At 63.2% G+C, this 22,257-nt stretch carries 19 protein-coding genes; 11 read left to right on the top strand and 8 right to left on the bottom strand.

What is annotated here, in order from left to right; genetic code table 11:
• Positions 1-96 precede the first annotated feature (96 nt).
• The 5 genes from QYL91_RS02700 (at position 97) to QYL91_RS02680 (ending at position 3,772) form a co-directional block, all read left to right on the top strand.
• Positions 97-390 (top strand): DUF5789 family protein, encoded by a 294-nt coding sequence (locus tag QYL91_RS02700; RefSeq protein ID WP_302081846.1) that lies wholly within the window; start codon positions 97-99, stop codon positions 388-390.
• Positions 390-953 carry an adenylate kinase gene (locus QYL91_RS02695; RefSeq protein ID WP_302081845.1) on the top strand — a complete coding sequence of 188 codons (564 nt, stop codon included), beginning with the start codon at positions 390-392 and terminating at the stop codon, positions 951-953. Before QYL91_RS02700 ends, QYL91_RS02695 begins: the two co-directional genes overlap by 1 nt.
• 124 nt (positions 954-1,077) lie before the next feature.
• Positions 1,078-1,608, top strand: a complete 531-nt coding sequence (locus QYL91_RS02690; protein ID WP_302081844.1) for a DoxX family membrane protein — start codon at positions 1,078-1,080, stop codon at positions 1,606-1,608.
• 95 nt (positions 1,609-1,703) lie between these two features.
• On the top strand, positions 1,704-3,143 hold the full coding sequence (locus QYL91_RS02685; RefSeq protein ID WP_302081843.1) for a hypothetical protein: 1,440 nt from the start codon (positions 1,704-1,706) through the stop codon (positions 3,141-3,143).
• A gap of 56 nt (positions 3,144-3,199) precedes the next feature.
• Positions 3,200-3,772 carry a hypothetical protein gene (locus tag QYL91_RS02680; protein ID WP_302081842.1) on the top strand — a complete coding sequence of 191 codons (573 nt, stop codon included), beginning with the start codon at positions 3,200-3,202 and terminating at the stop codon, positions 3,770-3,772.
• 6 nt (positions 3,773-3,778) lie between these two features.
• Here QYL91_RS02680 and QYL91_RS02675 read toward each other — a convergent pair whose 3' ends face one another.
• Positions 3,779-4,441 carry a flavin reductase family protein gene (locus QYL91_RS02675; protein ID WP_302081841.1) on the bottom strand — a complete coding sequence of 221 codons (663 nt, stop codon included), beginning with the start codon at positions 4,439-4,441 and terminating at the stop codon, positions 3,779-3,781.
• Positions 4,442-4,579: 138 nt separating this feature from the next.
• Here QYL91_RS02675 and QYL91_RS02670 point away from each other — a divergent pair, with 138 nt between their 5' ends.
• From QYL91_RS02670 to QYL91_RS02655, 4 genes are all read left to right on the top strand, one after another.
• On the top strand, positions 4,580-6,043 hold the full coding sequence (locus QYL91_RS02670; protein ID WP_302081840.1) for a hypothetical protein: 1,464 nt from the start codon (positions 4,580-4,582) through the stop codon (positions 6,041-6,043).
• Positions 6,044-6,248: 205 nt separating this feature from the next.
• Complete coding sequence (locus QYL91_RS02665) at positions 6,249-7,355, top strand: ABC transporter substrate-binding protein (protein WP_302081839.1); 1,107 nt, start codon at positions 6,249-6,251, stop codon at positions 7,353-7,355.
• Positions 7,356-7,387: 32 nt separating this feature from the next.
• A complete protein-coding gene (locus tag QYL91_RS02660; RefSeq protein ID WP_302081838.1) occupies positions 7,388-8,203 on the top strand; it encodes an ABC transporter permease in 816 nt (271 codons plus the stop codon).
• Between the two features lie 51 nt (positions 8,204-8,254).
• On the top strand, positions 8,255-9,031 hold the full coding sequence (locus QYL91_RS02655; RefSeq protein WP_302081837.1) for an ABC transporter ATP-binding protein: 777 nt from the start codon (positions 8,255-8,257) through the stop codon (positions 9,029-9,031).
• Between the two features lie 71 nt (positions 9,032-9,102).
• Here QYL91_RS02655 and QYL91_RS02650 read toward each other — a convergent pair whose 3' ends face one another.
• Positions 9,103-10,110 (bottom strand): hypothetical protein, encoded by a 1,008-nt coding sequence (locus QYL91_RS02650; protein WP_302081836.1) that lies wholly within the window; start codon positions 10,108-10,110, stop codon positions 9,103-9,105.
• A gap of 140 nt (positions 10,111-10,250) precedes the next feature.
• Between QYL91_RS02650 and QYL91_RS02645 the strand changes: the two genes are divergently transcribed.
• Together QYL91_RS02645 and QYL91_RS02640 are read left to right on the top strand one after the other, a co-directional pair.
• Positions 10,251-10,841 carry a hypothetical protein gene (locus QYL91_RS02645; RefSeq protein ID WP_302081835.1) on the top strand — a complete coding sequence of 197 codons (591 nt, stop codon included), beginning with the start codon at positions 10,251-10,253 and terminating at the stop codon, positions 10,839-10,841.
• Positions 10,842-10,967: 126 nt separating this feature from the next.
• Positions 10,968-14,015: an FAD-binding and (Fe-S)-binding domain-containing protein gene (locus tag QYL91_RS02640; protein WP_302081834.1), complete on the top strand. Its 3,048-nt coding sequence runs from the start codon at positions 10,968-10,970 to the stop codon at positions 14,013-14,015.
• 170 nt (positions 14,016-14,185) lie between these two features.
• Here QYL91_RS02640 and QYL91_RS02635 read toward each other — a convergent pair whose 3' ends face one another.
• The 6 genes from QYL91_RS02635 to cobN form a co-directional block, all read right to left on the bottom strand.
• Positions 14,186-14,854 (bottom strand): alpha/beta fold hydrolase, encoded by a 669-nt coding sequence (locus QYL91_RS02635; RefSeq protein ID WP_302081833.1) that lies wholly within the window; start codon positions 14,852-14,854, stop codon positions 14,186-14,188.
• 323 nt (positions 14,855-15,177) lie between these two features.
• Positions 15,178-15,411 carry a hypothetical protein gene (locus tag QYL91_RS02630; RefSeq protein ID WP_302081832.1) on the bottom strand — a complete coding sequence of 78 codons (234 nt, stop codon included), beginning with the start codon at positions 15,409-15,411 and terminating at the stop codon, positions 15,178-15,180.
• A gap of 217 nt (positions 15,412-15,628) precedes the next feature.
• Positions 15,629-16,936 (bottom strand): cobyrinic acid a,c-diamide synthase, encoded by a 1,308-nt coding sequence (locus QYL91_RS02625; RefSeq protein ID WP_302081831.1) that lies wholly within the window; start codon positions 16,934-16,936, stop codon positions 15,629-15,631.
• The gene (locus QYL91_RS02620) at positions 16,933-17,712 is read right to left on the bottom strand and encodes a cobalt-precorrin-7 (C(5))-methyltransferase (protein ID WP_302081830.1); all 780 of its coding nucleotides are present in this window, start codon (positions 17,710-17,712) and stop codon (positions 16,933-16,935) included. The genes QYL91_RS02625 and QYL91_RS02620 overlap by 4 nt, the downstream gene beginning before the upstream one ends.
• Positions 17,709-18,416 carry a precorrin-8X methylmutase gene (locus QYL91_RS02615; RefSeq protein ID WP_302081829.1) on the bottom strand — a complete coding sequence of 236 codons (708 nt, stop codon included), beginning with the start codon at positions 18,414-18,416 and terminating at the stop codon, positions 17,709-17,711. Before QYL91_RS02615 ends, QYL91_RS02620 begins: the two co-directional genes overlap by 4 nt.
• Positions 18,406-22,233, bottom strand: a complete 3,828-nt coding sequence (gene cobN, locus QYL91_RS02610; protein WP_302081828.1) for a cobaltochelatase subunit CobN — start codon at positions 22,231-22,233, stop codon at positions 18,406-18,408. The genes QYL91_RS02615 and cobN overlap by 11 nt, the downstream gene beginning before the upstream one ends.
• Positions 22,234-22,257: the final 24 nt, after the last annotated feature.

Genomic DNA, 22,257 nt, shown 5'->3' with positions numbered 1-22,257 from the left:
TGGCAGACGACCGGAACGCGCCGATTTGCCCCGAGTCGTCACAATCATCTGACCAACACCATTAATAATATTAGTTACCCGCTCCGTACATGGCGTATGCGACTGCCAGAGACACGTGACCTATTCGCACGGAAACTCGAATTTCCGATGTCGAGAGACGCAGTTGTCGAGACGGTCGGCGACGAGGAACTCGACGCCCCGGCCGGCGAAAACGAGACCATCGGCGAGGTGCTCGGTCGGTCCGAAACCGACGAGTTCCGGTCGGCCGACGACCTCTATGGAACGTTGATGACGTTCGTCGGCGATGCTTTCATCGGCAGGAAGTACTACGACGACCGCGGTGGGTCCTCACTTGCAATCGACGAGGAAGACGAGGAGGTGAAGCTGTAATGACCGTCACGCTCGTCTCCGGGGTGACCGGTGTCGGCCTGTCCAGCATCTGCCAGGAAGTCCGCCGTTCCCTCTCCGAGGACTACAAGCTGATAAATTTCGGTGACAGCATGCTCGAACAGGCGGCCACGCACAACATCACCACCGACCGGGACGAACTCACCTCGCTGTCGCCAACCGAGACCCGGCGTCTCCAACGCCGGGCCGGGGAGTACGTCGCCGACCAGGCAGCGACGTCGAACATCATCCTGACGACCCATCTGGCAGTCCAGACGCGCGCGGGGTACGTCCACGGGCTCCCCGACGACGTCTTGCGTGACGTGGCGCCGAGTGCGTTCGTTCTCGTGGAGGCGTCACCCGAGACCATCATCGAGCGCCGCGAGGCGAGCGACCGCGAACTCAAGGACGTGACGCCGCGTGCCGTCGAGTTCGAACAGGACCTCAACCGCACGGCCGCCCTAGAGTACGCCCGTGACCGCGGTGCGCCCGTCCAGTTCGTCGAGAACCAGGACAGCATCGACGACGCCGCGATGCAGATTGCCGAGCGGCTCGAATCGGCCTGACCACGACTGTGTGTTCCTCGGTGCCACCGTGCCCGGGGCTCCGGCCACAGATTCCCGGTTTTCGACTCTGGCGCCGAGAAGGACTTATGTGATAGGCCCACAATGAGTGCCGTACGTACCACCAATGACGACGAGACAACTAGACTCAGAACTGTTCGGGCGTGACATCACTTTCGAGTACTCCGAGCACTGGGTAGGATATGCACTCCTCGCGCTTCGGCTCATCATGGGCTGGACGTTCTTCTATGCTGGAATCATCAAAGTCGTCAACCCCAAGTGGAGCGTTCGGCAATTCCTGCTGTTTGCCATCCCCGAGGGGAACCCCTTCGGCGGCGTCTGGGTCACCATGGCAAACGAGTGGGCGTGGCTGTTGACCCCTCTAAACCAGGTCGGGCTTACCCTCATCGGGCTCGGGCTGCTCACCGGGACGCTGTTCCGGCTGAGCGCCTTCTTCGGGGCGATGATGATGATGTTTTACTGGGCAGCACACATGCCCTTCGACAACAGCCTCATCTTTAGCGAACACATGGTCTATGTCTTCTTGCTGTTCGGTCTGGGCGCTTTCGGCGCCGGTCGCATTCTCGGTATCGACGCCAAACTCGAACAACTCGATATTGTCAAGCAGAATCCGCGACTGAAGATTCTGATGGGGTAGGTCGTTCGTCGACTGTCCGTCCGACCACGACTGCTGTCTTTCTCGGGCTGGCAATTGGGAGTAATTATAATTATTGCCGCGCCGATGGGTCGAGTATGAGCGACGATACAGACCGACCCCGCCCGCTCGCGGACGGGTCTGGACAGTCCGGTCGGCCGGAGACACGGGGAACGCTTTCGCTGAGTGAGACCGACGGCTACGTCGGGGATATGGTCACCTTCAGTGGCCGTGAACTGCCACCCAACCAGACCTACGACGTCAGGTGGCACTCCAGTCGCGGCCGCTGGGGGGTCCTCGAAGCGAACGAAATCGTCGGCCCGCAGTATCAACACCAAACCGAGAACATCCTGACTGTCACCACCGACGAGTCGGGACAGTTCGACGAACGGTGGCGAGTCAGGGAAGACTTCGGGGGCGACCACGCCGTCGAACTCGTCGACGAGGACGGTAGCATCGTCGACCGGGCCGAGTTCGCGATTCGACCCTGGTTCGAACTCGAACGCACCGAGGCACCGCTGGGCGAGATGTTCACAATCACCGGGTACGGCATCGGTCCAGATGTCGTCCGCAGCAACTACCAGGTCACCTGGGACAACGGCTACGTCGGGTTCGTGACTGGCGTCCAGAACCGCGGGACTGCACGGGCCCGAATCAGAGCCGTGGGACCACCGGGCGAACACGTCATCCAGGTCTGGCGGAACTTCCGGGGGATTCCCTACCTCCAGAACGACACCCAGTCGCCGTACGGCCCGGTCGGTCAGGGCCGACAGTATCGCTGGATGGTCGAGGTGACTGAACCCGAGGATCCACCGGCGACGACCCACGTCGACGCCCAGTACGACGAGACACCGATTAGCGCCCACTACCCCGACCTTGACGTCGACGGCCCGGCGACACTCGAGTTGACCCCGCGGTCGGGACAGGCCGGAACGAGTGTGTTCGTCAACGGCCAACAGTTCCCGGCAGACGCCGAGGTCGACCTCGTCTGGTATCGCCACGAGGGACACCACATGCGGGGGAACATCACGCCCGAACCGGACCCGGACATGCTTCCCAGTGTGACGGCCGATTCCGAGGGGCAGTTCCAGGCCGAAATCGAGATTCCGGCAGGCCAGGGCGGCACCCGGCCGATAGCGGCGATGGTCGACGGCCAGCCACTCGCGCTGACCGGCTTCATGGTCCAGCCCGACATCGAGCGGTTCGAGCCGACCGGCGGCCCGGCCGGGACCGTCATGGAAATCGAACTGTCGGGTCTCGGCTGGACTGCCTACGAGAACCAGCCGTTTTTCGTCTACGACAACAAGCCACTGGGTGTCGTCTCCAGTACCACCGAGACAAACGAGAACGGCGTCGTCAGAGTCCAGATTCCGGCAGCAGGCGAGCCGGGTTGGCACTTCCTCGAGGTCTACCCGACGCTCTCGGCGGTCCAGCGGGACGAACCCGACTTCGAGGGGCTGCCCCACCTGTCGTATCTGCACAACCACCCCGGTCGACCACTGCCCGCAATGCATTTTGCCTTCGAAATCACGTCGTAGCGACGGGACGACAGGCGGCGTGAGACTTTTACTCGTGCCCCCACTCCTGTCGAGCAATGCGAGAGCCAGCACCGAAGGTTCCTGACCCGGTCGTTCCATCGCAGTTCATCCGGGAGGTCCACGACCGATTGCGGCAATACGACGGAATGCGTGCTGGTGAGGAACGCCCCTGTCCCGGTTGTTCGTCGACGTCGACACGCAAGAACGGCTATCAGGCGGCGGGGAAGACGTTCGCGCGTCTGGTCACCGACGAGGGATTCGAGGAAATTACCCTCGAGGTCCAGCAATACGAGTGCAAGTCGTGCGGGCGCTCGTTTCAGGGTGACCTCTCCGAGTTTTTCTACGACGACTGTGCCTACGCCCGACCCGTCGTCGACCTGTGCCGGTTCCACGCTGTCGACGAATCATACCAGGCGGTCGAACGGACACTCATGCAGTGTTACGGCCTGCAGGTCGACCGTGACACTATCGAGCGCTACGACGAGAAACGGGGTGAGCCGACGGAGTCTCGCGAGAAGATAGACGTCGGGGGGTCGAGTCTCTCACTGCCGTTTCTGGCCTTTCTCTTCGGTGAGAGTCTCGGAAACAGCGCGCACTTTGCCGTGAGCAGCCACAGAGCGCTGTGGTGACTGTCTCTATCTGCTGTATTTTTCTTTGAGGTCGTCGGGCAGCGTCTCGATGACGTCGCTGTCGGGGAACCGCTCGAGGTCGTCTGGGCTCATGCCGGCGTGATAGCGGTACTTCTCGTCTTCGTCCTCTGCGCCCCAGTTGCTGCCCATGTAGGCCAGGATGTCCTCCTCGAGCGAGAGAATCCGGCCGTCGAGGCCGTCGGCGGTGACGTAGGCGTTCTCGACGGACCCGAAGTAGTACGTACAGTTCTCGAACTCGAAGGAGTCCATGACTGAACACTCGATATTCCCGATTGCGTCCGCGAGCAGCGGGACGTCGACGGCGTCGCCTGGCACCGTCTCCAGGCCGAGGTGGTCTATCTTGTCGAGGTCACGGCCGCTGACCGTGCCAGCGAGCGCGAGTGCGTCTATCATGTCCCGGGACGGTGCAGCGAGGACGAACTCGGGGTTTTCCTCGATGAGCTCGTAGGTGTACGTCTCGTGGCTGACCGCGAGGAGGTACCTGAACGGGTTGTAGCCGGCCAGCATGAACCACGATGCGGTCATGAGGTTCGGGCCGCCCGACTCGCTTTTGCTCACCACGAGCGAGACGACTTCGGGTTTGAACAGTGCCGTCGAGTCCATCTCCGATATTTCGTCGAACGCGTTCGACCGGTCTGAGGGTGCCATACACCCCACTTGCCAGCCAACGCTAAAAACAGTACTCCATCACGCGATTCGCCACTCTGTGGCAGTGTCACGGCCGACCAGTCCCACGCTCTGGCGACCGACAGTAAATATATATGCCAGCTAATGGTATCCGGGGACATGAGCGAACAATCAGACAACCCTCGCAGGGAGAGTTACGGGGGTCGGCGACAACGCGGCGACGGGCAGACCCAGCAGGGAACGCTTGTTCTCAGTGACGAGGACGCCTACGTCGGCGACACTATCGTAATCCAGGGCCGGAACCTGCCGGCCAACGAATCGTTCGACTTGCGCTGGAAGTCGGTCGACGGAGAGTGGGGCGTTCTCAGAGCACACGAAATCGTGGGGCCACAGTACCGCCCCCGCACAGACACCATCACCACACTCGAAACGGACGACTCGGGTGCGTTCGACTGGGAGTTTTCGATTCCGGAAGACTACGGCGGGGACCACACCATCGAACTCGTCGACGACAGCGACAGCCGTATCGCCGACGCCGAAATCGAGGTCATCCCGCACTTCGAGTTGCTCAACGACACCGCCGAACTGGGCGACTTTTTCACCATCAGAGGCTACGGTATCGGCCCCGACATCATGGTGAACAACTATCCGGTCGTCTGGGACAACGGCTACGTCGGGTTCATGACCGGCGTCCAGAACCGGGGCACTGCGACCGCCGAGATTCGCGCGGCCGGCCCGCCCGGCAAACACGTCCTGCAGGTCTGGCGGAGTCACCTCGGTATCCCGTTCCTGCAGAACAACACCCAGTCGCCATACGGCAAGGTCTCAGACGGCCGCAAGCGCACCTGGACAGTCGAGGTGACCGAACCGGAGACTCCCCCAGAGACCGCCTGGATCGACGACCTCTTCCAGGAGAGCCCGATCGACATTCACTATCCGGACCTCGACCAGAACACCGGGGCCACACTCGACATCACGCCCGAGTGTGGACAGGCAGGGACCAACGCTATCATCACCGGCGCTGACTTCCCGCCACACACCGACGTCGACCTCATCTGGTATCGCCACGAGGGCCACGAGCCACAGGGCAAAAAACAACCTCCGGACCACACCATCTGGGCAGAGCCGGTTCCGGACCTCCTGCCGACCGTTCGGACCGACAGCGACGGGTCGTTCCAGCACGAATTCGAGATTCCCAAGGCTGTCGGCTCGACGCGACCGATTACGGCCGCGGTCGACGGCCAGGAAGTCGCGGTGACCGGCTTTATGATGCAGCCGTCTATCGAGAAGTTCGAGCCGACCAGCGGCCCCGTCGGCACCGAAATCGAAATCGAACTGACCGGCGTCGGATGGACGAACTACGAGACCACGCCGATGTTCGTCTACGACAACGACATGCTGGGGTATTCCTGCTCGCTCAGTGGCCCAAACCGGGACAAACTCCGGACCGTGTTGCGCGCCTCGGGTGAGCCGGGTCACCACTTCATCGACGTGTATCCGGCTATCTTCACTGCCGAGGAGGACGACCCCGACTACCAGCTGATGCCACACCTCTCGTATCTGGACAACCATCCAGTCCGCCCGCTCCCCGCCGCACACTTTAGCTTCGAAATCACGGAGTAGCGCGCTCACCGGTCCGTTCGGTTTCTGTCTTTCAGTGTCGCTGTGTACCCGGCCCAGCATGGGAACCATCCTCTTGGAATATCACCACTTTTCACGTTACTATCAGATAAATACGAGCGTATATCACGTCATCAAGCTAAATTCCAGATGGGAATTTTTGAAATACAACCTATAATTTAACATATTGGCTCTATTGCTCCCGGATATGAAACGAACTCGCGACTGCGATACGGGACTTTCGCGTCGGGCATTTCTGGCGACTGGCACAGCGGGTGCGATGGCATCTGTGGTCGGCTGTCTCGGAGACTCGGAATCGAGCAGTACCCCGTCGGTGACGTACCGACACCGGTACCAGCGCTCCGGGCTCGACGCCGCACCGAACGACGCGGGCGTCGAACTGGGGCTCTGGGAAGACGAGGGAATCGACGTCGAGTTCGTCACGTCGAATGGGTCTCAACAGGCGGTCAAATCCGTCGCACAGGGAAACGACGCCTTCGGGAACGCCGAGATCTCTGCGGTGATGCGACAGATGCAGGAAGACTCCTCGATTCGGATTATCGGGCAGGTCATCGACCCGATGGCCGGTGTCGTTTCCACTGCGGAGGCCGGTATCGACTCCTGGACGGACATGGAGGGGAAAACAGTCGCACAGTATCCCTTCGGTGCGACCGGGCCACTCGCGATGGCGGCACTCAGGAAAGCGGGTGGTGACCCCGACGCCGTCGAGATTCGGAACATGCAACCCGGCTCCGAGGAGGCACTGCTCATGGAGGGGGAAGCCGACGCGGCGGTGACGTACTTCCCGCAGGCGGTCGCTCGACTCGAGAACAACGGCTACGAGACGAACGTCCTGATTCTCTCGGAGATACTGGAGAACCTCGGAGTCGCGCTGATTACACAGCAGTCGATGCTCGACGACCAGCCCGAGACGGTCAACAGTTTCGTCCGGGGATGGCTCCAGGCGCACAAGCGGTTCGCGACGGACCTGGACGGCGTCATCGACGTGTACCGGGACAAGGTGCCACAGTTCGACGAGGACCTCGCCCGGGAGACGGTCGGACCGATCTACGCATCGCGGGTTCCGGACCCGGAACTCGGCCGGGAGAAAGGCAAGGGTTGGACGCCAGCGGACCAACTGGAGACGACCCTGTCTGTGTTCCAGGACGCGGGACTCCTCGAGGAGACCCTGCCAACCGAGGACTACTACACGAACGAGTACATCGAACAGAACCAGGAACTGGCAATCGAGACGGCAGAGGCATACTACGAGCAACTCGAGAACAACTACGATGTCGGCCCGAACTATGTGTGAGAGGCGACTGCCGGCACGGCTCTGGGTAACCTATGGCCGAGCGTGAACTGCGGGGGATTGTACCTCTCGGTGACGTCTACGCGGCGCTGTCTCGCAAGACCGTCGTCCTCCCGGGTGTCGTGTTCGTCGGCGTCCTCCTCGGCTGGGAGTTCGTGATTCCGGCGCTGGGCGTCGAGTCGTACATCCTGCCGACGCCATCGGAGATTCTGTCGAGTTTCCTCAGCGAGTTCTCCACGATTGCCAAGCACCTGCAGTACACGCTTCAGGCGTTTGCGTACGGCTTTACGATGACCGTCGTCGGCGGCTACGTCCTCGCGCTGGCGATGGCACAGTCGTCGCTCGTCGAGACGGTGCTGTACCCCTACGTCATCGGTGCCCGGTCCGTGCCGATAATCACACTCTTGCCGATTTTCATCGTCTGGCTCGGGTTTGGCTTCCCCTCTATCGTCGCTATCGGCTTTCTCATCAGTTTCTTCGCGATGGTGGTCAACTCCCTGTCGGGGTTCAAATCGACCGACGACGAACTCGTCGAGATGATTCGGAGCTTCTCGGGGAACCGCCGCGAGGTCTTCTTGAACGTCTATCTGTACTCGTCGCTGCCGTACGTCTTCGCCGGCATCAAAATCTGTGTCATCCTCGCCTTTACCGGCGTCATCGCCGGCGAGTACCTGGTCGGGATGGAAGGTATCGGCTACCTCATTCTCCAGTACAACAACAATTTCGCGACTCCCGAGATGTTCGCCGCTATCCTGTCTATCTCGGCTATCCAACTCCTCCTGTTTGGTCTGGTCGTCGCCATCGAACGGACTGTCGTCACCTGGGACGCGACGGCCTCCCGAAGTATGTAACCCCGAACTGGTCGAATGGATTTTAAATATCCCACCGCTGTACTGGACGCCATGTCCCAGTCGCTCTCCGTCGCCGGCCTGACGAAATCTTACGGCTCCGGGCGGGATTCGCTTACCGTCCTGGACGACGTCTCCTTCGACGTCGGGGAACGCGAGTTCGTCGCCATCGTGGGCCCCTCCGGCTGTGGGAAGACGACGCTGTTGAAGAGTATTGCAGGTGTCGTCGACTCCGACAGCGGTGACATCGTCACCAGCGAGGGCTCGATTACCGGCCCCTCCGAAGATATCGCGATGGTGTTTCAGGACTTCCGACTGCTCCCGTGGAAGACCGTTCTGGAGAACGTCGTCGTTGGCGCCGATATACAGCCCGACCGAACCGACCGCCAGCCGGAGGCTGTGGCCCGGGAGTGGATCGAGAAGGTCGGGCTGGCGGGCACCGAGGACGCCTACCCCTCGGAACTCTCCGGCGGGATGAAACAGCGTGTCGGACTGGCGCGGGCGCTGGCTGTCGACCCGGACATTCTCCTGATGGACGAACCCTTCGGCTCGCTGGACGCACAGACCAGAGACCGGTTGCAGACCGAACTCCTCCAGTTGTGGGACACCGAGCAAAAGACGATACTGTTTGTCACACACGATATCAACGAGGCGGTCTATCTCGCCGACCGCGTGCTGGTGATGTCCGCAAAACCGGCGACGATTACGGCGACCTTCGAGGTGGATATCGACCGGCCACGGTGGGGCCGACGCGTCGACATCGAAGGCAGTGCGGAGTTCAAACGGCTCAAAACCCAGCTCAGAGCGGAACTCGGCCTGAGCGTGTCCTGACGGGAGCGTTGCTGTCGGTCGGTGGGAGCTTCGAAAAGTAAGAAAGCGATGCCGGCGGCAACTGGGCCAGCTTAGACTTCGATGATGCTGAACTGTGCCGACGCGATGCCGACGTTGTAGACGTCTCGCCCAGCGTCGCTGACGGTAACCTCGTAGCCGTACGTTCCGGCGTCTAGGTTCTCCGTCTCGAGGGTTCCGTTCCACTGCGCCGTGGAGTCCTCTCCGCCAGCCTGCCACGACAGTTCGACTGGGTCGAACGAGCCGTCGGCCGACGAGATGGTAACCGAGTCGAGCGTATCGCTGCCGACGAGTTCGCCGGTCGTACTGTCGTAGATGCCGATGACGAACGTGACGTCCATCTCTTGGCTGAACTGTCGCTCGGGTGCACAGCCGCCGACGAAGCCGTTCGCGGACTCGACTGGGGAGCCGTTCCAGTACGTGTTGGTCGTGACCACGTAGTTCGAGGGGTCGTCGTACTCGATAATCTCGATGGAGTTCTCGAGGATACCGACGTCGCGGTAGTTGGCGTCGCCGTTGGTAATTTCGACCGTGTACGTGACCGAGCCAGTCTCGGTTCCTTCCGGAATGGTCCACGACCCGGCCCACTCGTCGGCGGCGTTCTCCTCGTCGTCACCGGCCCATCCGAGTTCGACGGTCTCGCCGTTGATGCTGATGTTGACCGCGTCCAGGTCTTCGTCGGTCAGCTGCTCGCCCGTCTCGGGGTCGTACACACCGACGTACCAGATGACATGCATCCCCGGCACGAAGCGACGCGTCGCGGAACACGCCGAGACGAACTGGGCCGATTCCGGGACTCCCTCACTGCCAGTCCCCGTTTCGGCGGTCACGACGTAGTTTTCCGGCTGTGGCGATGGCGTCTCGTCGTCGCTCGGCGTCTCGTCCGGACTCTCGTTGTCGCCGCCGCCGGAACAACCTGCAAGTACCGTTGCCCACGCTGCTGCACCCGACGCCAGGAGGCGTCGACGGGTCGTGCTTCCCCGCTGTGATTGCTCTTGTGACAGGTCATCTGAACTTGCGGACCCCTCTTCTGGGTCCGGCTGACTGCTGGGCTGGCTCATGTTCTACTCAATTGTTACTGTGATACGTAATAAAGCTATCTCACGAAAACCGGTTTTCACGTTAAGTTTAGAAATATCCCGCCACTGAAATGACAGTCAGCGTTAAGTGCGATGGCCGCACATACAGAGGTATTCCCACAATGTCTCGAGACAAGAGCGACACAGACGGCAGCGATAGTGCCGACGAGGAGTCGGGGCTTTCACGGCGCCGCCTCCTCGCCTCCGGTGCAGCCACCTGGGCGACAGTCAGCGCCGCTGGGTGTAACTACATCACGGACCCCGGCCCACCAGAGCAGGGCGGCGGCGGTGGCGACGATGACGGCAGCGGTGATTCCACCCCCACCGGAAACGCGACGGTAACCAACGAGACGACGACGACGACTGGCGGTTCAGACGGGACGACGACGGGCGGCGACTGTCAGAGCCAACAGGAGTTCAACGCCGGCGAGGAGATTGCGCTCAACGTCGGCGTCTACGAGAGCGACACGGGCGAGTTCCTCGGTGGCGACACGATCGACGCGGTCACCGTGGAGTTCCCCGAATCGGACATCGGGCCCCTGGAGCTGTCGTGGTCCGGTCCCCACGAGCAGTACATCCCCGACGGCTGGGGCGGCAAACTCGAGACCGACCCCGACATGGAGCCGGGGACCTACCAGTACGAAATCAACATCGACGGCGAGGACGTGTTCGACGACGAAGAGCGAATCGCTGACCGGATTACTATTCACTGAGAGCGGCTTCTCCCTGTCGTGGATTCACTGTCGGCTGGTGAATCGGTGTGCCGTCCTCGGTCGGCTGCCCATGTGTTTGGTAATCCCAACCATTCATTTAGGTGGAGGACAACAGTGTGCACGCGTATGGCATACGATTCCCAGCCTGGGGCAGAGTCGACACCGTCTGCTGACCCTGGCGCTAATTACGACCATCGGAGTGGTGACACACAGCAGCGAGACCTCGTTGCTGCTCTCGAGGCGCGCGTCGAGGGGGACGTACGGTTCGATACCTACACTCGCGAACTCTTCGCGACGGACGCGAGCGCATACGAGGAACTCCCTATCGGTGTCGTCTCGCCGAAATCGGCCGACGACGTCGCTGCGGTGATGGAGTATTGTGCATCAGAGGAGATACCTGTCCTGCCACGGGGTGGCGGGACGAGCCTGGCGGGGCAGGCGGTAAACGAGGCGGTCGTTCTCGATTTCAAACGGCACATGAACGACCTGCACGACGTCGATCCCGAGGCGGGCACTGCCCGTGCCCAGGCGGGAATCACGCTGGGGCGTCTCAATTCGGCGCTCGAGCCCCACGACCTCAAGTTCGCGCCCGACCCGGCGTGGGGTGACAAGAGCGTCCTCGGGGGCGCAATCGGGAACAACACGACCGGCGCGCACTCGCTGAAATACGGCAAGACAGACGCCTACATCGAGGAGTGTGAGGTCGTCCTTGCCGACGGGACCCAGACGACACTCGGGTGGGTCGACGTCGAAGACCTCCACGACAAGGCGACGGAAGCCAGCGACGCGGGCTCTCAGATAGAGGCCCAGATTTACGCGGAGGTCGGCCGACTCATCCACGAGGACGCCGAAGAAATCGCAGAGCGCTATCCCGACCTCAAGCGCAACGTCTCCGGGTACAACCTCGATATGCTGGTCGACGAGGCACGCGAACACGGCGCGGTCAACCTCGGGCGCCTGATGGCCGGCAGCGAGGGGACACTGGCAATCGTCACCGAGGCGACGGTCTCGCTGGAACCGATACCGGCGGAGACGGCCATCGTCATGCTGACCTACGACGGCGTGTTGCCGGCGATGCGTGACGTCGCCCCGATTCTCGAACACGACCCGTCTGCCGTCGAGGTGATGGACGAGGTCTTCCTCGACCTCGCGCGGGACAACCCACAGTTTGCCGACCTGGTCTCGACACTGCCCGAGGGCACCGAATCGACACTGCTCGTCGAGTTCTACGCGGACACTGTCTCGGAGGCCAAACAACAGATTGCGGACTTGCTGGCCGACCGCTTGCCTGACTACGACGCTGCCGTCGAACCCAACGGTGGCACGGCCATCCAGACCGACGCCGAAATCAACGCCGTCGACGCACTCGAGGCGTACGACGACGACAGACAATCGAAGTTCTGGAAGATGCGCAAGGCCGGTCTCCCCATCTTGCTGTCGAACACGGGCGACGACAAACACTGGCCGTTCGTCGAGGATACGGCGGTTCCGCCCGAGAACCTCCCGGAGTACATCTCGGACCTGCAGGAAATCTTCGACAGCCACGACACCTTCGCTGCGTACTACGCCCACGCGGGCCCGGGCGTGTTGCATATCCGGCCGCTGTTGAACCTCAAATCCGACGCCGACCTCGAGAAGATGGCCGAAATCTCCGATTCGGTGACCGACCGGGTCATCGAATACGGTGGTTCGGTCTCCGGGGAACACGGCGACGGCCGCGCGCGGACGACGTGGAACAAGAAACTCTACGGCGAGCACCTCTGGGACGTCTTCCGTGACCTGAAGTCGGCCTTCGATCCGCAGTGGCTGCTCAACCCCGGAAACGTCTGTGGCGACCACGACTACACCGAGAACCTCCGGTACGACCCCTCCTACACCTTCGACTCCGAGTTCGAACCGGTCCTCAACTGGGACAACGAGAACGGATTCCAGGGGATGGTCGAACTCTGTCACGGCTGTGCGGGCTGTACCGGCTATCAGGACACGACAGGCGGCGTGATGTGTCCGACCTACCGGGCTGCCGAAGAGGAGATTACGAGCACACGCGGCCGGGCGAACATGCTCCGGAACGCGATGAGCGGCGACCTGCCCGACGAACTGTTCACAGACGAGTTCATCCACGAGGTGATGGACCTCTGTATCGGCTGTAAGGGCTGTAAGAACGACTGTCCGAGCGGCGTCGACATGGCGAAGCTCAAAGCCGAAGTCGTCCACGAGTACCACCAGCGCGAGGGTGTCACGCTGCGTGACCGACTGTTCGCGAACGTCGACCAGGTCCTCTCGCTTGGCAGTACCTTCGCACCGCTGTCGAACTGGGGGATGAAAGTCCCCGGCGTGAACTGGGCCATGGAGAAGACCGTCGGTATCGCCCGCGAACGGGACTTCCCCGACTTCCACCGCGAGACGTTCCGGAAGTGGTGGGACTCGCGGGGCGGCCCGACGGTATCCGAATCCGACGCCGAGCGAAAGGCACTGCTCATCGCCGACCCGTACACCGACTACAGCCACCCGAACGTCGGCAGGGCCGCGGCCGAAGTGCTCGAAGCCGCCGGTGTGCACGTCAAGGTTCCCGACGAGGTCACCAACAGCGGTCGACCCGCCTTCTCGAAGAGCATGCTCGACCACGCCCGCGCGACCGCCGAGGACAACGTCGAGGCACTCGCCCCGTACATCGACGACGGCTGGGACATCGTCACGGTCGAACCGTCCGACGCGGTGATGTACCAGCTCGATTACCTGGACTTGCTCTCGGGCGAGGACGTCGAGCGCGTCGCCGCGAACGCCTACGGCGTCTTCGAGTATCTGGACGCACACCGCCTCGACGAGAACATCGACTTCGGTGACTCCAGCCAGTCGCTCACGTATCACGGGCACTGCCAGCAGAAGGCGACCCGGAAAGACCACCATGCTGTCGGCGTCCTGCGACGCGCCGGCTACGACGTGGACGCGCTCGACTCGGGGTGCTGTGGCATGGCCGGAAGCTTCGGCTACGAGGAAGAACACCTCTCGATGAGCCAGGCCATCGGGAGTATCCTCTACGACCAGGTCGACAACTCACCCGCCGACCAGGTTGTCGCGCCCGGCGCGTCCTGCCGGTCCCAACTCGCCGGCTACGACCCCCAGGACGGCGAGGAACCGCCTCACCCAATCGAGAAACTCGCCGCCGTCGTGTAAGCGCTTTTCCTGGCTGGAACGTGAGCGCCGCCCTCCCCCGAACTTCACTCGGACAGCCGACAGAGAGCGACCGCAGTCTGTTACAGATGTATGACCGTAACAGTCTCGGCCGGATTCCCCTCGCCGGATGAGTGCCAGGCGCGGTGTTTCCGATTCCTACCGTCCCGCGTTCAGGCTTCGTATTCGTCGGCAGCAGGCTGGGAGTTGACAGCCTGTTTCGCCGGCCGAAGAATCGACTCGAACCACCGGGCAATGATGTCGAACCGGTCGGGGTCTGGGGCCTGCAGAAAGTGCGCCGCCGAGTCAGTCGCGTTGATTCGTTCGTATGCGTCTCTGTTCTCGGTCTCCAATTGCCTGGACGGTTCTGCGACAGAAAACAGCAGGGGGCTCCTGAGAGTGGAGGAAACAACCGACGCGAGTCCGACCCGGCCGTCCAGCAGCGTCGCACCGCTGATGTCGACAGACTGCGTCGCCAGGTACTCGAGTGTCGCCGCGGCGCCCGTTCCGAGGCCACACAGCGCCACATCGAGGGATTCGAGGTCGTCCTGGTTGCGAACCCACGCCAGTTGTTCGTCCAGGCGTCTGGTGAGTGTCTCCATATCGGTACGGACGGCCCGGTTGGAACTGTCTTCGACACTCACGAGTTCCATCACCAGCGTGGCGATGTTGTGGTCGTGCAATCGGCTGCTCAGTTCGGTTTCGAGTGTCGCGTGCTGGGTGCCCTGTCCGCCCGAGACACAGACGACGAGCCCGAGCGGGTCCGGCGGGACGGTCACCACTCCGTCGAGCGGCTTGCCACCGACGACGAGATTGACAGGGCGGCGAGTTGTCTGATTCATATATAATATTTACACTGTCGGAGGATATGCCCGGATGACGATTCCCGACAACTGATAATATATGTAATTATCCACACAATATAATGTATATTGGTGACGGTTGGCGTGGTCACGATTCGGTCGTGTATTTTTATCTCTCGAATCACGCCGGACGCGAACTCCCAGCAATCGGACGAGCGGTTGGGTCCTGGAGATCTCACTAGCCGCCGATTGATTCATCATTCTATATCGCGATATGCAGTTTACAATAACTGCTAGCAGGGTTCCCGTCGGTCGGTGAGGTCTTCGAAAACAGTTACCGTCCGCCTGCTGGTCAGTTCACTTCAGCGCGCCGGGTTTTTGCTCTGTTTTTGCGGGAGATAGACGAAGAGGTAGCCAAGAAAGCAGATCGCAATAATTCCAGCAAAGATGAGATAGAAGATGAGCTCGAGTCCGAGAAGGACGTCGATGACCGTCTGGAGTCTACTCGACGAGAACGTGGGCCCGATGAGGCGGATATAGAGGATGGTCCCGAGGATGGCAAGGAGTATCCCATCGAAGACATCTCGTGGTTGCATACCGGGTCTAGCGCTAGCTGGGAGGTGGTATTGTATTAGTCTTTCTTGCCGAGGAAGGCTGCTGTCAGCTCGCCCTTCGTCGTCGTCGCTGTGGTATCGCCGATGTCGGCTTGCTGTGGGGCTCTGTGAAATGCCAGGCAGAGCAACCTCTATCGTTGCTTTTGACAGTCTCGGGGGTAGTTGGCCGCCTTCACCGAATAAATCTCATACTGCTATATCAAATGTCGGCGCACCGGTCGACGAACGTATCGAACGCGCCGCTTGCCGGGTGGACGTGGCAGTACGTGCCGAGCGTCTGGTACTCGGTGAGCCCGTCCATCCCGTCTGCGATGCCGTCCCCACGCTTGACGTCGAACGCAAACCGTGCGTCTGAGCCGACGTCTGCACTGGAGTAGTGAAACTCGTGGCCGCGGCGTGTTTCCTCAGCGTCGGCGGTCACCGTCGACTGGCGCGCACGGAGTCGGACGTGGTCGAGGGCCTGATAACGGTCGCACATCCGGAACGTGGCGGGGAGGACGCCGGCCATCTCGTAGCGGTCCCCCTCCGTCGTCTGCAGCGACTCGCCGAGCGCCAGCAGGCCGCCACACTCGCCAAACACGGGCAGTCCGTCGGCCGCCCGCGTCGCGATACTGTCGAGCGTGCCACTCTCTGCCAGCGCCTCTGCGTGCAGTTCCGGATAGCCGCCGGGGAGATAGACGCCATCACAGTCCGGAAGCGGGTCCCCGTCGGTCGGTGCGAAGGTGACCACGTCGGCGCGCTCCCGGAGGCGCTCGACCGTTGCCGGATAGGTGAAACAGAACGCCGCGTCGCTGGCGACTGCAACGCGTGTGTCGGTGCGGGAACGCGCTGGCAACTCTGGAGCCGGCGGCGGGGAACGTGCGACGTTTGCGATGCCTTCGGCGTCGACGTGCTCGCTCGCGGCGGCCAGCGTGTCCTCGTCCAGCGGGGACTCGTCTCCCATGTGCAATCCGAGGTGGCGGTCCGGGATTTCGAGGTCCTCGCGTGGGGAGATGCGACCGAGATACGCGAGCCCGTCGGGCAGCGCGTCGCGGATGCCCTGCTCGTGGCGGCCGCCGTGGGCGCGCTGGGCGAGGACACCGACGACGTCGATGTCTCGGCCTGCCGTCGCGGCGTACTCGCGGAATCCGAGCGCGGTCGCGGCGACACTCTCCATCCCGGCGCTGGCATCCACGACGAGGACGACCGGCAGGTCGAGCGCCTCGGCGACCATCGCGGTGCTCGACCCGTCGCCGTCGTACAGTCCCATGACGCCCTCGACGAGACAGATATCGCCCTCGCCGCGGGCGTAGTTCCGCCGGATTCCCTCCTCACCCTGGAGCCAGCAGTCGAGTGTCCGTGAGGGTCGCCCGGCCACTGCTCGGTGGTGGCTCGGGTCGATGAAGTCCGGGCCGGCTTTGGCTGGTTGCACGTCGTAGCCGGCATCAGAAAGCGCCTGGATGCACGCCAGCGTGGCGACGGTCTTCCCGACGCCCGAACTCGTCCCGCCGAGAACGAGGCCGTTCATCGTTCCTCTCTGGCGTCCGCACCCGCCCGGACCGCCAGCACGGAGAGGTCCGAGAACGGCGTGTCTTCGGCGCTGGTTCCGCCGGCGTTGTCGGCGAGGTCCCCGAGCGTCGACCGCGTCACCGCTTCGTCGTCGTGCGTGAGTCGTTCGAACACGAGCGCATCGAGCGACGGGTCGCCACCGGCGTCGAGCAGGTCGGCGGCCACGTCGCCGGGCATCCAGTCGAACGGACGGGGTAACACGAGGAGATGGCGCTCGCCGACAGCCTCTCGGAGGCGTTGCAGATCCGCGGAGATGTCACCGCTCCTGTGCAAGGTAACGAACGTCGTCGCTTCCATCGGTGTCCGGGCGCGGCTCGCGGCGACCTGTAACGACGAGATTCCGGGAATAATTCGAACCGGTCGGTCGACCACCGCCTGGACCTTTCCGACGAACTGGTAGCCCGAGTGGTTGGGGTCGCCCATCAACACCGCTGTCCCGGTCGCACCGTCTGCGACCCGCTCTGCGAAGGTCTCCAGGGTCTTTGCTTCGTCGGCGTAGCCACAGGTCAACAACTCGGCGTCGGTCAGGTCGCCAACGAAGTCGACGACTGTCTCGAAGCCGACGACCACGTCGGCTTCCCGGATAGCTCTCTCGCCACGCGGCGTCAGATAATCGAGGTTCCCCGGGCCGATACCGACGGCGTCGACTGGATTCTTTGCACTGACGGATTCCGGCTGTGCCGCTGCCAGCGTTGCGGGGTCGGGGCCGCTATCGAGGTCGTAATTGTCGCTCATTCGAGGCTCACCGCTCCCTCCCGGGCGTCGCTTGCCACGTGGACGAGTTCGTTGGTCAGACCGGCCGCGAGGCCGCTCCCGCCGCGCCGGCCGACGTTCGTGATGGCGGGGACGCCGTGGGCGTTTGCCACCTCACGGAGTCGCTTGCGACTCTCTGCGGCCTTGACGAAGCCCACCGGCGTGGCGACGACGACCGCGGGTCGGGTCCCGTCTTCGATGCAATCGGCCAGCGCGAGCGCCGCAGTCGGTGCGTTGCCCACGACGGCAATAGCGTCGTCGTAGACGCTCTCGCGGTCGAGTTCGAGGACGGACGCGGCGGTCCGTGTCATCCCCGTCTGTTCGGCGAGTTCGGTCCCGTTGCCGATGGCCTTCCGGACCGGACAGTCGTGTCCACGGCCGGTGATGCCGGCCTCGACCATCGTGATGTCGGTGACGATTGGCCGTCCGTCAAGCACCGCCCCGGCACCGGCGCGGACCGGGTGGTCGTCAGTATCGCCGGTGAATCGGACGAGATACTGGAACTCTGGGTCGCCCGTCGCGTGGACGGACTTCTGGCGGATGCGGTCGGCCAGCGTCTCGTCGGGGACGAGTTCGCGCACGCGGTCCATGCTCGTCTCTGCGATGTCCATGGCGTTCTCGGTGGTCGCGCCGAGGTCGGCGTACTCTTCTGTGTCGTCTGTGTCTGTGTTCTCTTCAGTCGTCATTGGTACTCACCTCGCCGGGCGTCGGACTGGTGGCTCTGGCTTCGAGGTCGCCGTCCACCTGGAGGTTGATGTCGCGGAGTCGGTCGACAGTCGCGTCGTCGGCGTCCCAGAGGTCGCGCTCGACGGCCTCCAGGAGCGTGTCGGTGATGCTCGCGAGCGCCCACGGGTTCACGTCGCGGAGCCACTCCTGGCGGTCCGCATCGAAGGCGTAGGCGTCGGCGACTTCCTCCCAGAGGTGGTCGCTCACGACGCCGGTGGTGGCGTCCCACCCCAGCACCACGTCGACCGTCGTCGAGAGGTCGCCAGCGCCCTTGTAGTCGTGTTCCTCCATGCTGTCGAGCCAACCAGGATTGAGGACGCGGGCCCGCATCGCCTTCCGGACTTTCTCCTCGTTCGTGTACACGGAGACGTTGTCTGGGTCCGCGGAGTCGCCGACGTAGGCGGCCGGTTCCTCGCCGGCCCGGTCCGAGACGGCGCTGATGAATCCGCCGTGGAACGCGTACCAGTCGGAACTGTCGAACTCGTCCTGTTCGGCAGTGTCCTCGATTTTGACGGTGGCGTCGACGTTCGAGAGCCGTCGCTCGAAGGCGTCGTGGGCTTCCGAGGTCTTACCACGCGACCCGAGTGCGTAGCCGCCCCACTGGACGTACACGTCCGCGAGGTCGCCGCGGTCGTCCCAGTTGCCCTCGTCGACGGCCTTGTTCGTCCCCGCGCCGTACCCGCCGGGTCGGGTCGTGAACACCCTGTCGAGCACCGCGTCGCGGGCTTCCTCGACGTCGATACCCTCCTCGTGGGCGAGGTCGGCGGCGTCTTCGTCGGCGTGTTTCTTGATGTAGTTCAGCTCGTGGGGTTCCTCGAGGTCGACGACCGCGTCGACGGCGTCGTGGACGACGCTGGCGGCTTGTGGGAACGCGTCCCGAAACAGTCCCGAGACGCGGGTCGTCACGTCGATTCGCGGCCGGCCGAGGTCGTCGAGCGGAATCGGCGTCACGTCGTCAATCCGCCCGGCGTCGGTCCATTCCGGCTCGACGCCCATCAGCGCCAGCACCTGCGCGATGGTCTCGCCGCGGGTGCGGACCGTCGGGGTCCCCCACGCGACGACGCCGATTTCTTCGGGGTACTCGCCCTCGGCGTCGCGGTGTCGCTCGGCCACGCCGTCGGCTACCTCCTTGCCGACTTCCCAGGCGCTTTTGGCCGGGACTTTCCGGGGGTCGAGCGTGTAGAAGTTCCGCCCCGTCGGGAGCAGGTCCACGCCGCCGCGGGTCGGTGCGCCGCTGCCGCCGGGCGGGACGTACTCGCCGGCGAGCGCGTCGACCGTCCGCGGAATCTCCGCCGTGGCTTCCTGTACGCGTGGAGCCGCTTTCTCGCAGATGAACGCCAGCGCCTCGCGGAGCTGGTCGTGGGCGCCGCTCTGTGCTCGGCTGTCACCGAGCGGGTCGATGTCGACCACCATGAGATTCACCGTCGTCTCGTCGTCGGGACCGGCCGCACGCTCGGACTCGGGCACGTCGAACTCGTGGGCTGCGAGCGTCTCCACGAGGTCCAGACTCGTCTCGTACACTTCGTCTGCGGCCTCGGAGAGGGTCATGCCCAACTGCTCGTCGTAGGTTCCTGGTTTGTCGAGCATCCGCTGGTAGTCGACGCCGAGGACGCCGGCGACGCTCTCCCGGAGGCTCGGCCCCCCGGGATTGTCCAGGCGCGTGAGTGCGACGAGATACTCGATTAGGCGCTCGTCTGCTGGCGGTTCACCCATCGTGTGCAGTCCCAGCCGAATCTGGGTCGTCTTCACGTCGGTCAGATACTCGTGGACGCGCTCGACGAGTTCGTCCACGTCGACCGATTTGTCGATAGCGCCCTCGATACCGAGTTCGACCGTGAGGTCCAGTTCCTCGACTTTCTCGCGGAGGAGCGCTTCGAGGTGGTCGCCGTCGTCGGTGCGGGCGTCTTCCATGCCCGCCTCGCGGTACTGGTCGGCGAGTTCCTCTAACTCCGCGAGTTCGTCGTAGGTGCCGGCCTCGGCCATCACCGGCGTCAGATAGTCGACGACGGCGGCGTAGGAGCGCCGTTTCGCTTGCGTCCCCTCGCCGGGGTTGTTGATGATGTAGGGGTAGACGTTGGGTAGGTCGTCGACGAGCTGGTCGGGCGCGCTCTCGCCGTTCAGCCCGACGGTCTTGCCGGGGAGCCACTCCAGACTGCCGTGAGTGCCCAGGTGGACCACGGCGTCGGCGTCGAACTCGTTTCTGAGCCAGCCGTAGAAGGCCACGTAGTCGTGTGGGGGCTGGAGGTCCGAGTCGTGGTACACCTTCGAGGGGTCCATCCCGAATCCGCGGGGCGGCTGGACGGTGACGAGGACGTTACCGAACTCGACGCCGGGAATGGCGAAGGGCCGGTCTGGGACCTCACCCCACTCCTCGACGATGTTCGCCTGGAATCGCTCGTCGGTCGCGTCGAACCACTCGCGGTACTGGTCGGTCGAGACCACGTCGACGCTCAACTCGCGCACGTCTTCGGGTGCGACCCACCGGTCATCGAGTGTCAACTGGGCGGTCAACTCCTCGATGAGTCCCTGCCCGCTCTCGGGACGCTCGCCGCCGAGGTCGTACCCCCTATCGGCCAGTTCGTCGAGCAGGTTGACGCTACTCTCGGGGCTGTCGAGTCCGAAGGCGGTGCCGATGCCGTCGTCGCTGGGCGGGTAGTTGTGGAGGACGACTGCAATGTCTTTCTCCCGGTTGGGGATATGCCGGAGTCGCGCCCAGTTGACCGCCAGGCGAGCGGCGTGGTCGACGCGCTCATCGATAGGGAAGTGCTGTTTGGGGGCACTGCCGATGCCGGCGGCATCCTCGGTTCGCTCCTTGCCGCTGATAGGGTGGGTCACGATGTTGCCGTCGAACTCCGGGAGTGCCACCGAGAGCGCCAGTTCGAAGCCCATCACGCCGGTCTCGCTGCTTTCGTAGCGGGACCGCGAGCGCATCGTCGTGACAGTCTGGAGGACGGGAACGCCGAGTTTGTCGAGGAAGACTTCCTCGGCCCCCGCTTCCTCGTCGCTGGCCGCTCGCCCGCGTTCGTCCATCGACAGCGAGAACATAAACGACGAGAGGACGGCGTCGACGACGGGGTCGCCGTCGTCGTCCAGTAGCCACGCGTCGGTGACTCGCTCTGCGTCCCACTGCTCGTCGGTGTCGGTCGCCGGGTTGCAGAAGATAGGAAGTACGTTCGCGCCCTCGCGTTCGAGTGCGCGCACCTGCGCGTCGACGTAACGGGTGTTCTCGTGTGTCCAGTGGGATTCGTAGAACCAGATGGCGACCGTCGGCGCGTCCGGGTCGAACGTCGACATCAGGTCCTCGTAGCTCGTCCCCGGATAGTCGGGGTGGTACACTCCTTCGGTCGGGAGTGCCACCGGCTCGTCATATTTCGGATTGCGCTCGCCGTACTCGTCGACGAGAAAGCGTAGACAGTTGGCGACGTTGGTCGTCCCGCCGCGCTCGAGATACTCGTAGACTTGCTCTCTGACCTGGCCCGAGGCGGTCGTGTCCTCGAACGCGAAGGCGTCGCCGGTCGACTTCACGATGACCGGCACGTCGGCAGCGTCCAGTCGCTCGATAGCCTGGTCGTAGCCCGGCATGCTCTCCTCGGCGCCGTGGAGCCAGACGACGACGGCGATGGCGTCGGTCAGTTCGTCGACGAACGCGTCGACGTCTGCCAACTCGTCTACGTCGCTCTCCGAGCGCACGACGAGGTCGGTTTCGACCTGCTCGGCGGCGCGCTGGATGGCACCCAGTTCGTTCTCTGTCGCGGTGTACAGACCGATTGATGGCATAACGCTGTTAAACCTCTATTGTGT

Source organism: Salinibaculum rarum (assembly GCF_030505615.1).
GTDB lineage: Archaea > Halobacteriota > Halobacteria > Halobacteriales > Haloarculaceae > Salinibaculum > Salinibaculum rarum.
The sequence above is the reverse complement of the archived record's forward strand: the minus strand, read 5'-3'. Positions and strand labels throughout refer to the sequence as shown.

Bases quoted from the DNA above. Each gene is read 5' to 3' on its own strand.
- QYL91_RS02615 (WP_302081829.1), bottom strand. From the start codon at position 18,416: ATGACGACTGAAGAGAACACAGACACAGACGACACAGAAGAGTACGCC.
- QYL91_RS02675 (WP_302081841.1), bottom strand. From the start codon at position 4,441: ATGGCACCCTCAGACCGGTCGAACGCGTTCGACGAAATATCGGAGATG.
- QYL91_RS02625 (WP_302081831.1), bottom strand. From the start codon at position 16,936: ATGAACGGCCTCGTTCTCGGCGGGACGAGTTCGGGCGTCGGGAAGACC.
- QYL91_RS02655 (WP_302081837.1), top strand. From the start codon at position 8,255: ATGTCCCAGTCGCTCTCCGTCGCCGGCCTGACGAAATCTTACGGCTCC.
- QYL91_RS02695 (WP_302081845.1), top strand. From the start codon at position 390: ATGACCGTCACGCTCGTCTCCGGGGTGACCGGTGTCGGCCTGTCCAGC.
- QYL91_RS02685 (WP_302081843.1), top strand. From the start codon at position 1,704: ATGAGCGACGATACAGACCGACCCCGCCCGCTCGCGGACGGGTCTGGA.
- QYL91_RS02665 (WP_302081839.1), top strand. From the start codon at position 6,249: ATGAAACGAACTCGCGACTGCGATACGGGACTTTCGCGTCGGGCATTT.
- QYL91_RS02620 (WP_302081830.1), bottom strand. From the start codon at position 17,712: ATGAGCGACAATTACGACCTCGATAGCGGCCCCGACCCCGCAACGCTG.
- QYL91_RS02630 (WP_302081832.1), bottom strand. From the start codon at position 15,411: ATGCAACCACGAGATGTCTTCGATGGGATACTCCTTGCCATCCTCGGG.
- QYL91_RS02680 (WP_302081842.1), top strand. From the start codon at position 3,200: ATGCGAGAGCCAGCACCGAAGGTTCCTGACCCGGTCGTTCCATCGCAG.
- QYL91_RS02660 (WP_302081838.1), top strand. From the start codon at position 7,388: ATGGCCGAGCGTGAACTGCGGGGGATTGTACCTCTCGGTGACGTCTAC.
- QYL91_RS02645 (WP_302081835.1), top strand. From the start codon at position 10,251: ATGTCTCGAGACAAGAGCGACACAGACGGCAGCGATAGTGCCGACGAG.
- QYL91_RS02640 (WP_302081834.1), top strand. From the start codon at position 10,968: ATGGCATACGATTCCCAGCCTGGGGCAGAGTCGACACCGTCTGCTGAC.
- QYL91_RS02690 (WP_302081844.1), top strand. From the start codon at position 1,078: ATGACGACGAGACAACTAGACTCAGAACTGTTCGGGCGTGACATCACT.
- QYL91_RS02670 (WP_302081840.1), top strand. From the start codon at position 4,580: ATGAGCGAACAATCAGACAACCCTCGCAGGGAGAGTTACGGGGGTCGG.
- QYL91_RS02700 (WP_302081846.1), top strand. From the start codon at position 97: ATGCGACTGCCAGAGACACGTGACCTATTCGCACGGAAACTCGAATTT.
- QYL91_RS02635 (WP_302081833.1), bottom strand. From the start codon at position 14,854: ATGAATCAGACAACTCGCCGCCCTGTCAATCTCGTCGTCGGTGGCAAG.
- QYL91_RS02650 (WP_302081836.1), bottom strand. From the start codon at position 10,110: ATGAGCCAGCCCAGCAGTCAGCCGGACCCAGAAGAGGGGTCCGCAAGT.
- cobN (WP_302081828.1), bottom strand. From the start codon at position 22,233: ATGCCATCAATCGGTCTGTACACCGCGACAGAGAACGAACTGGGTGCC.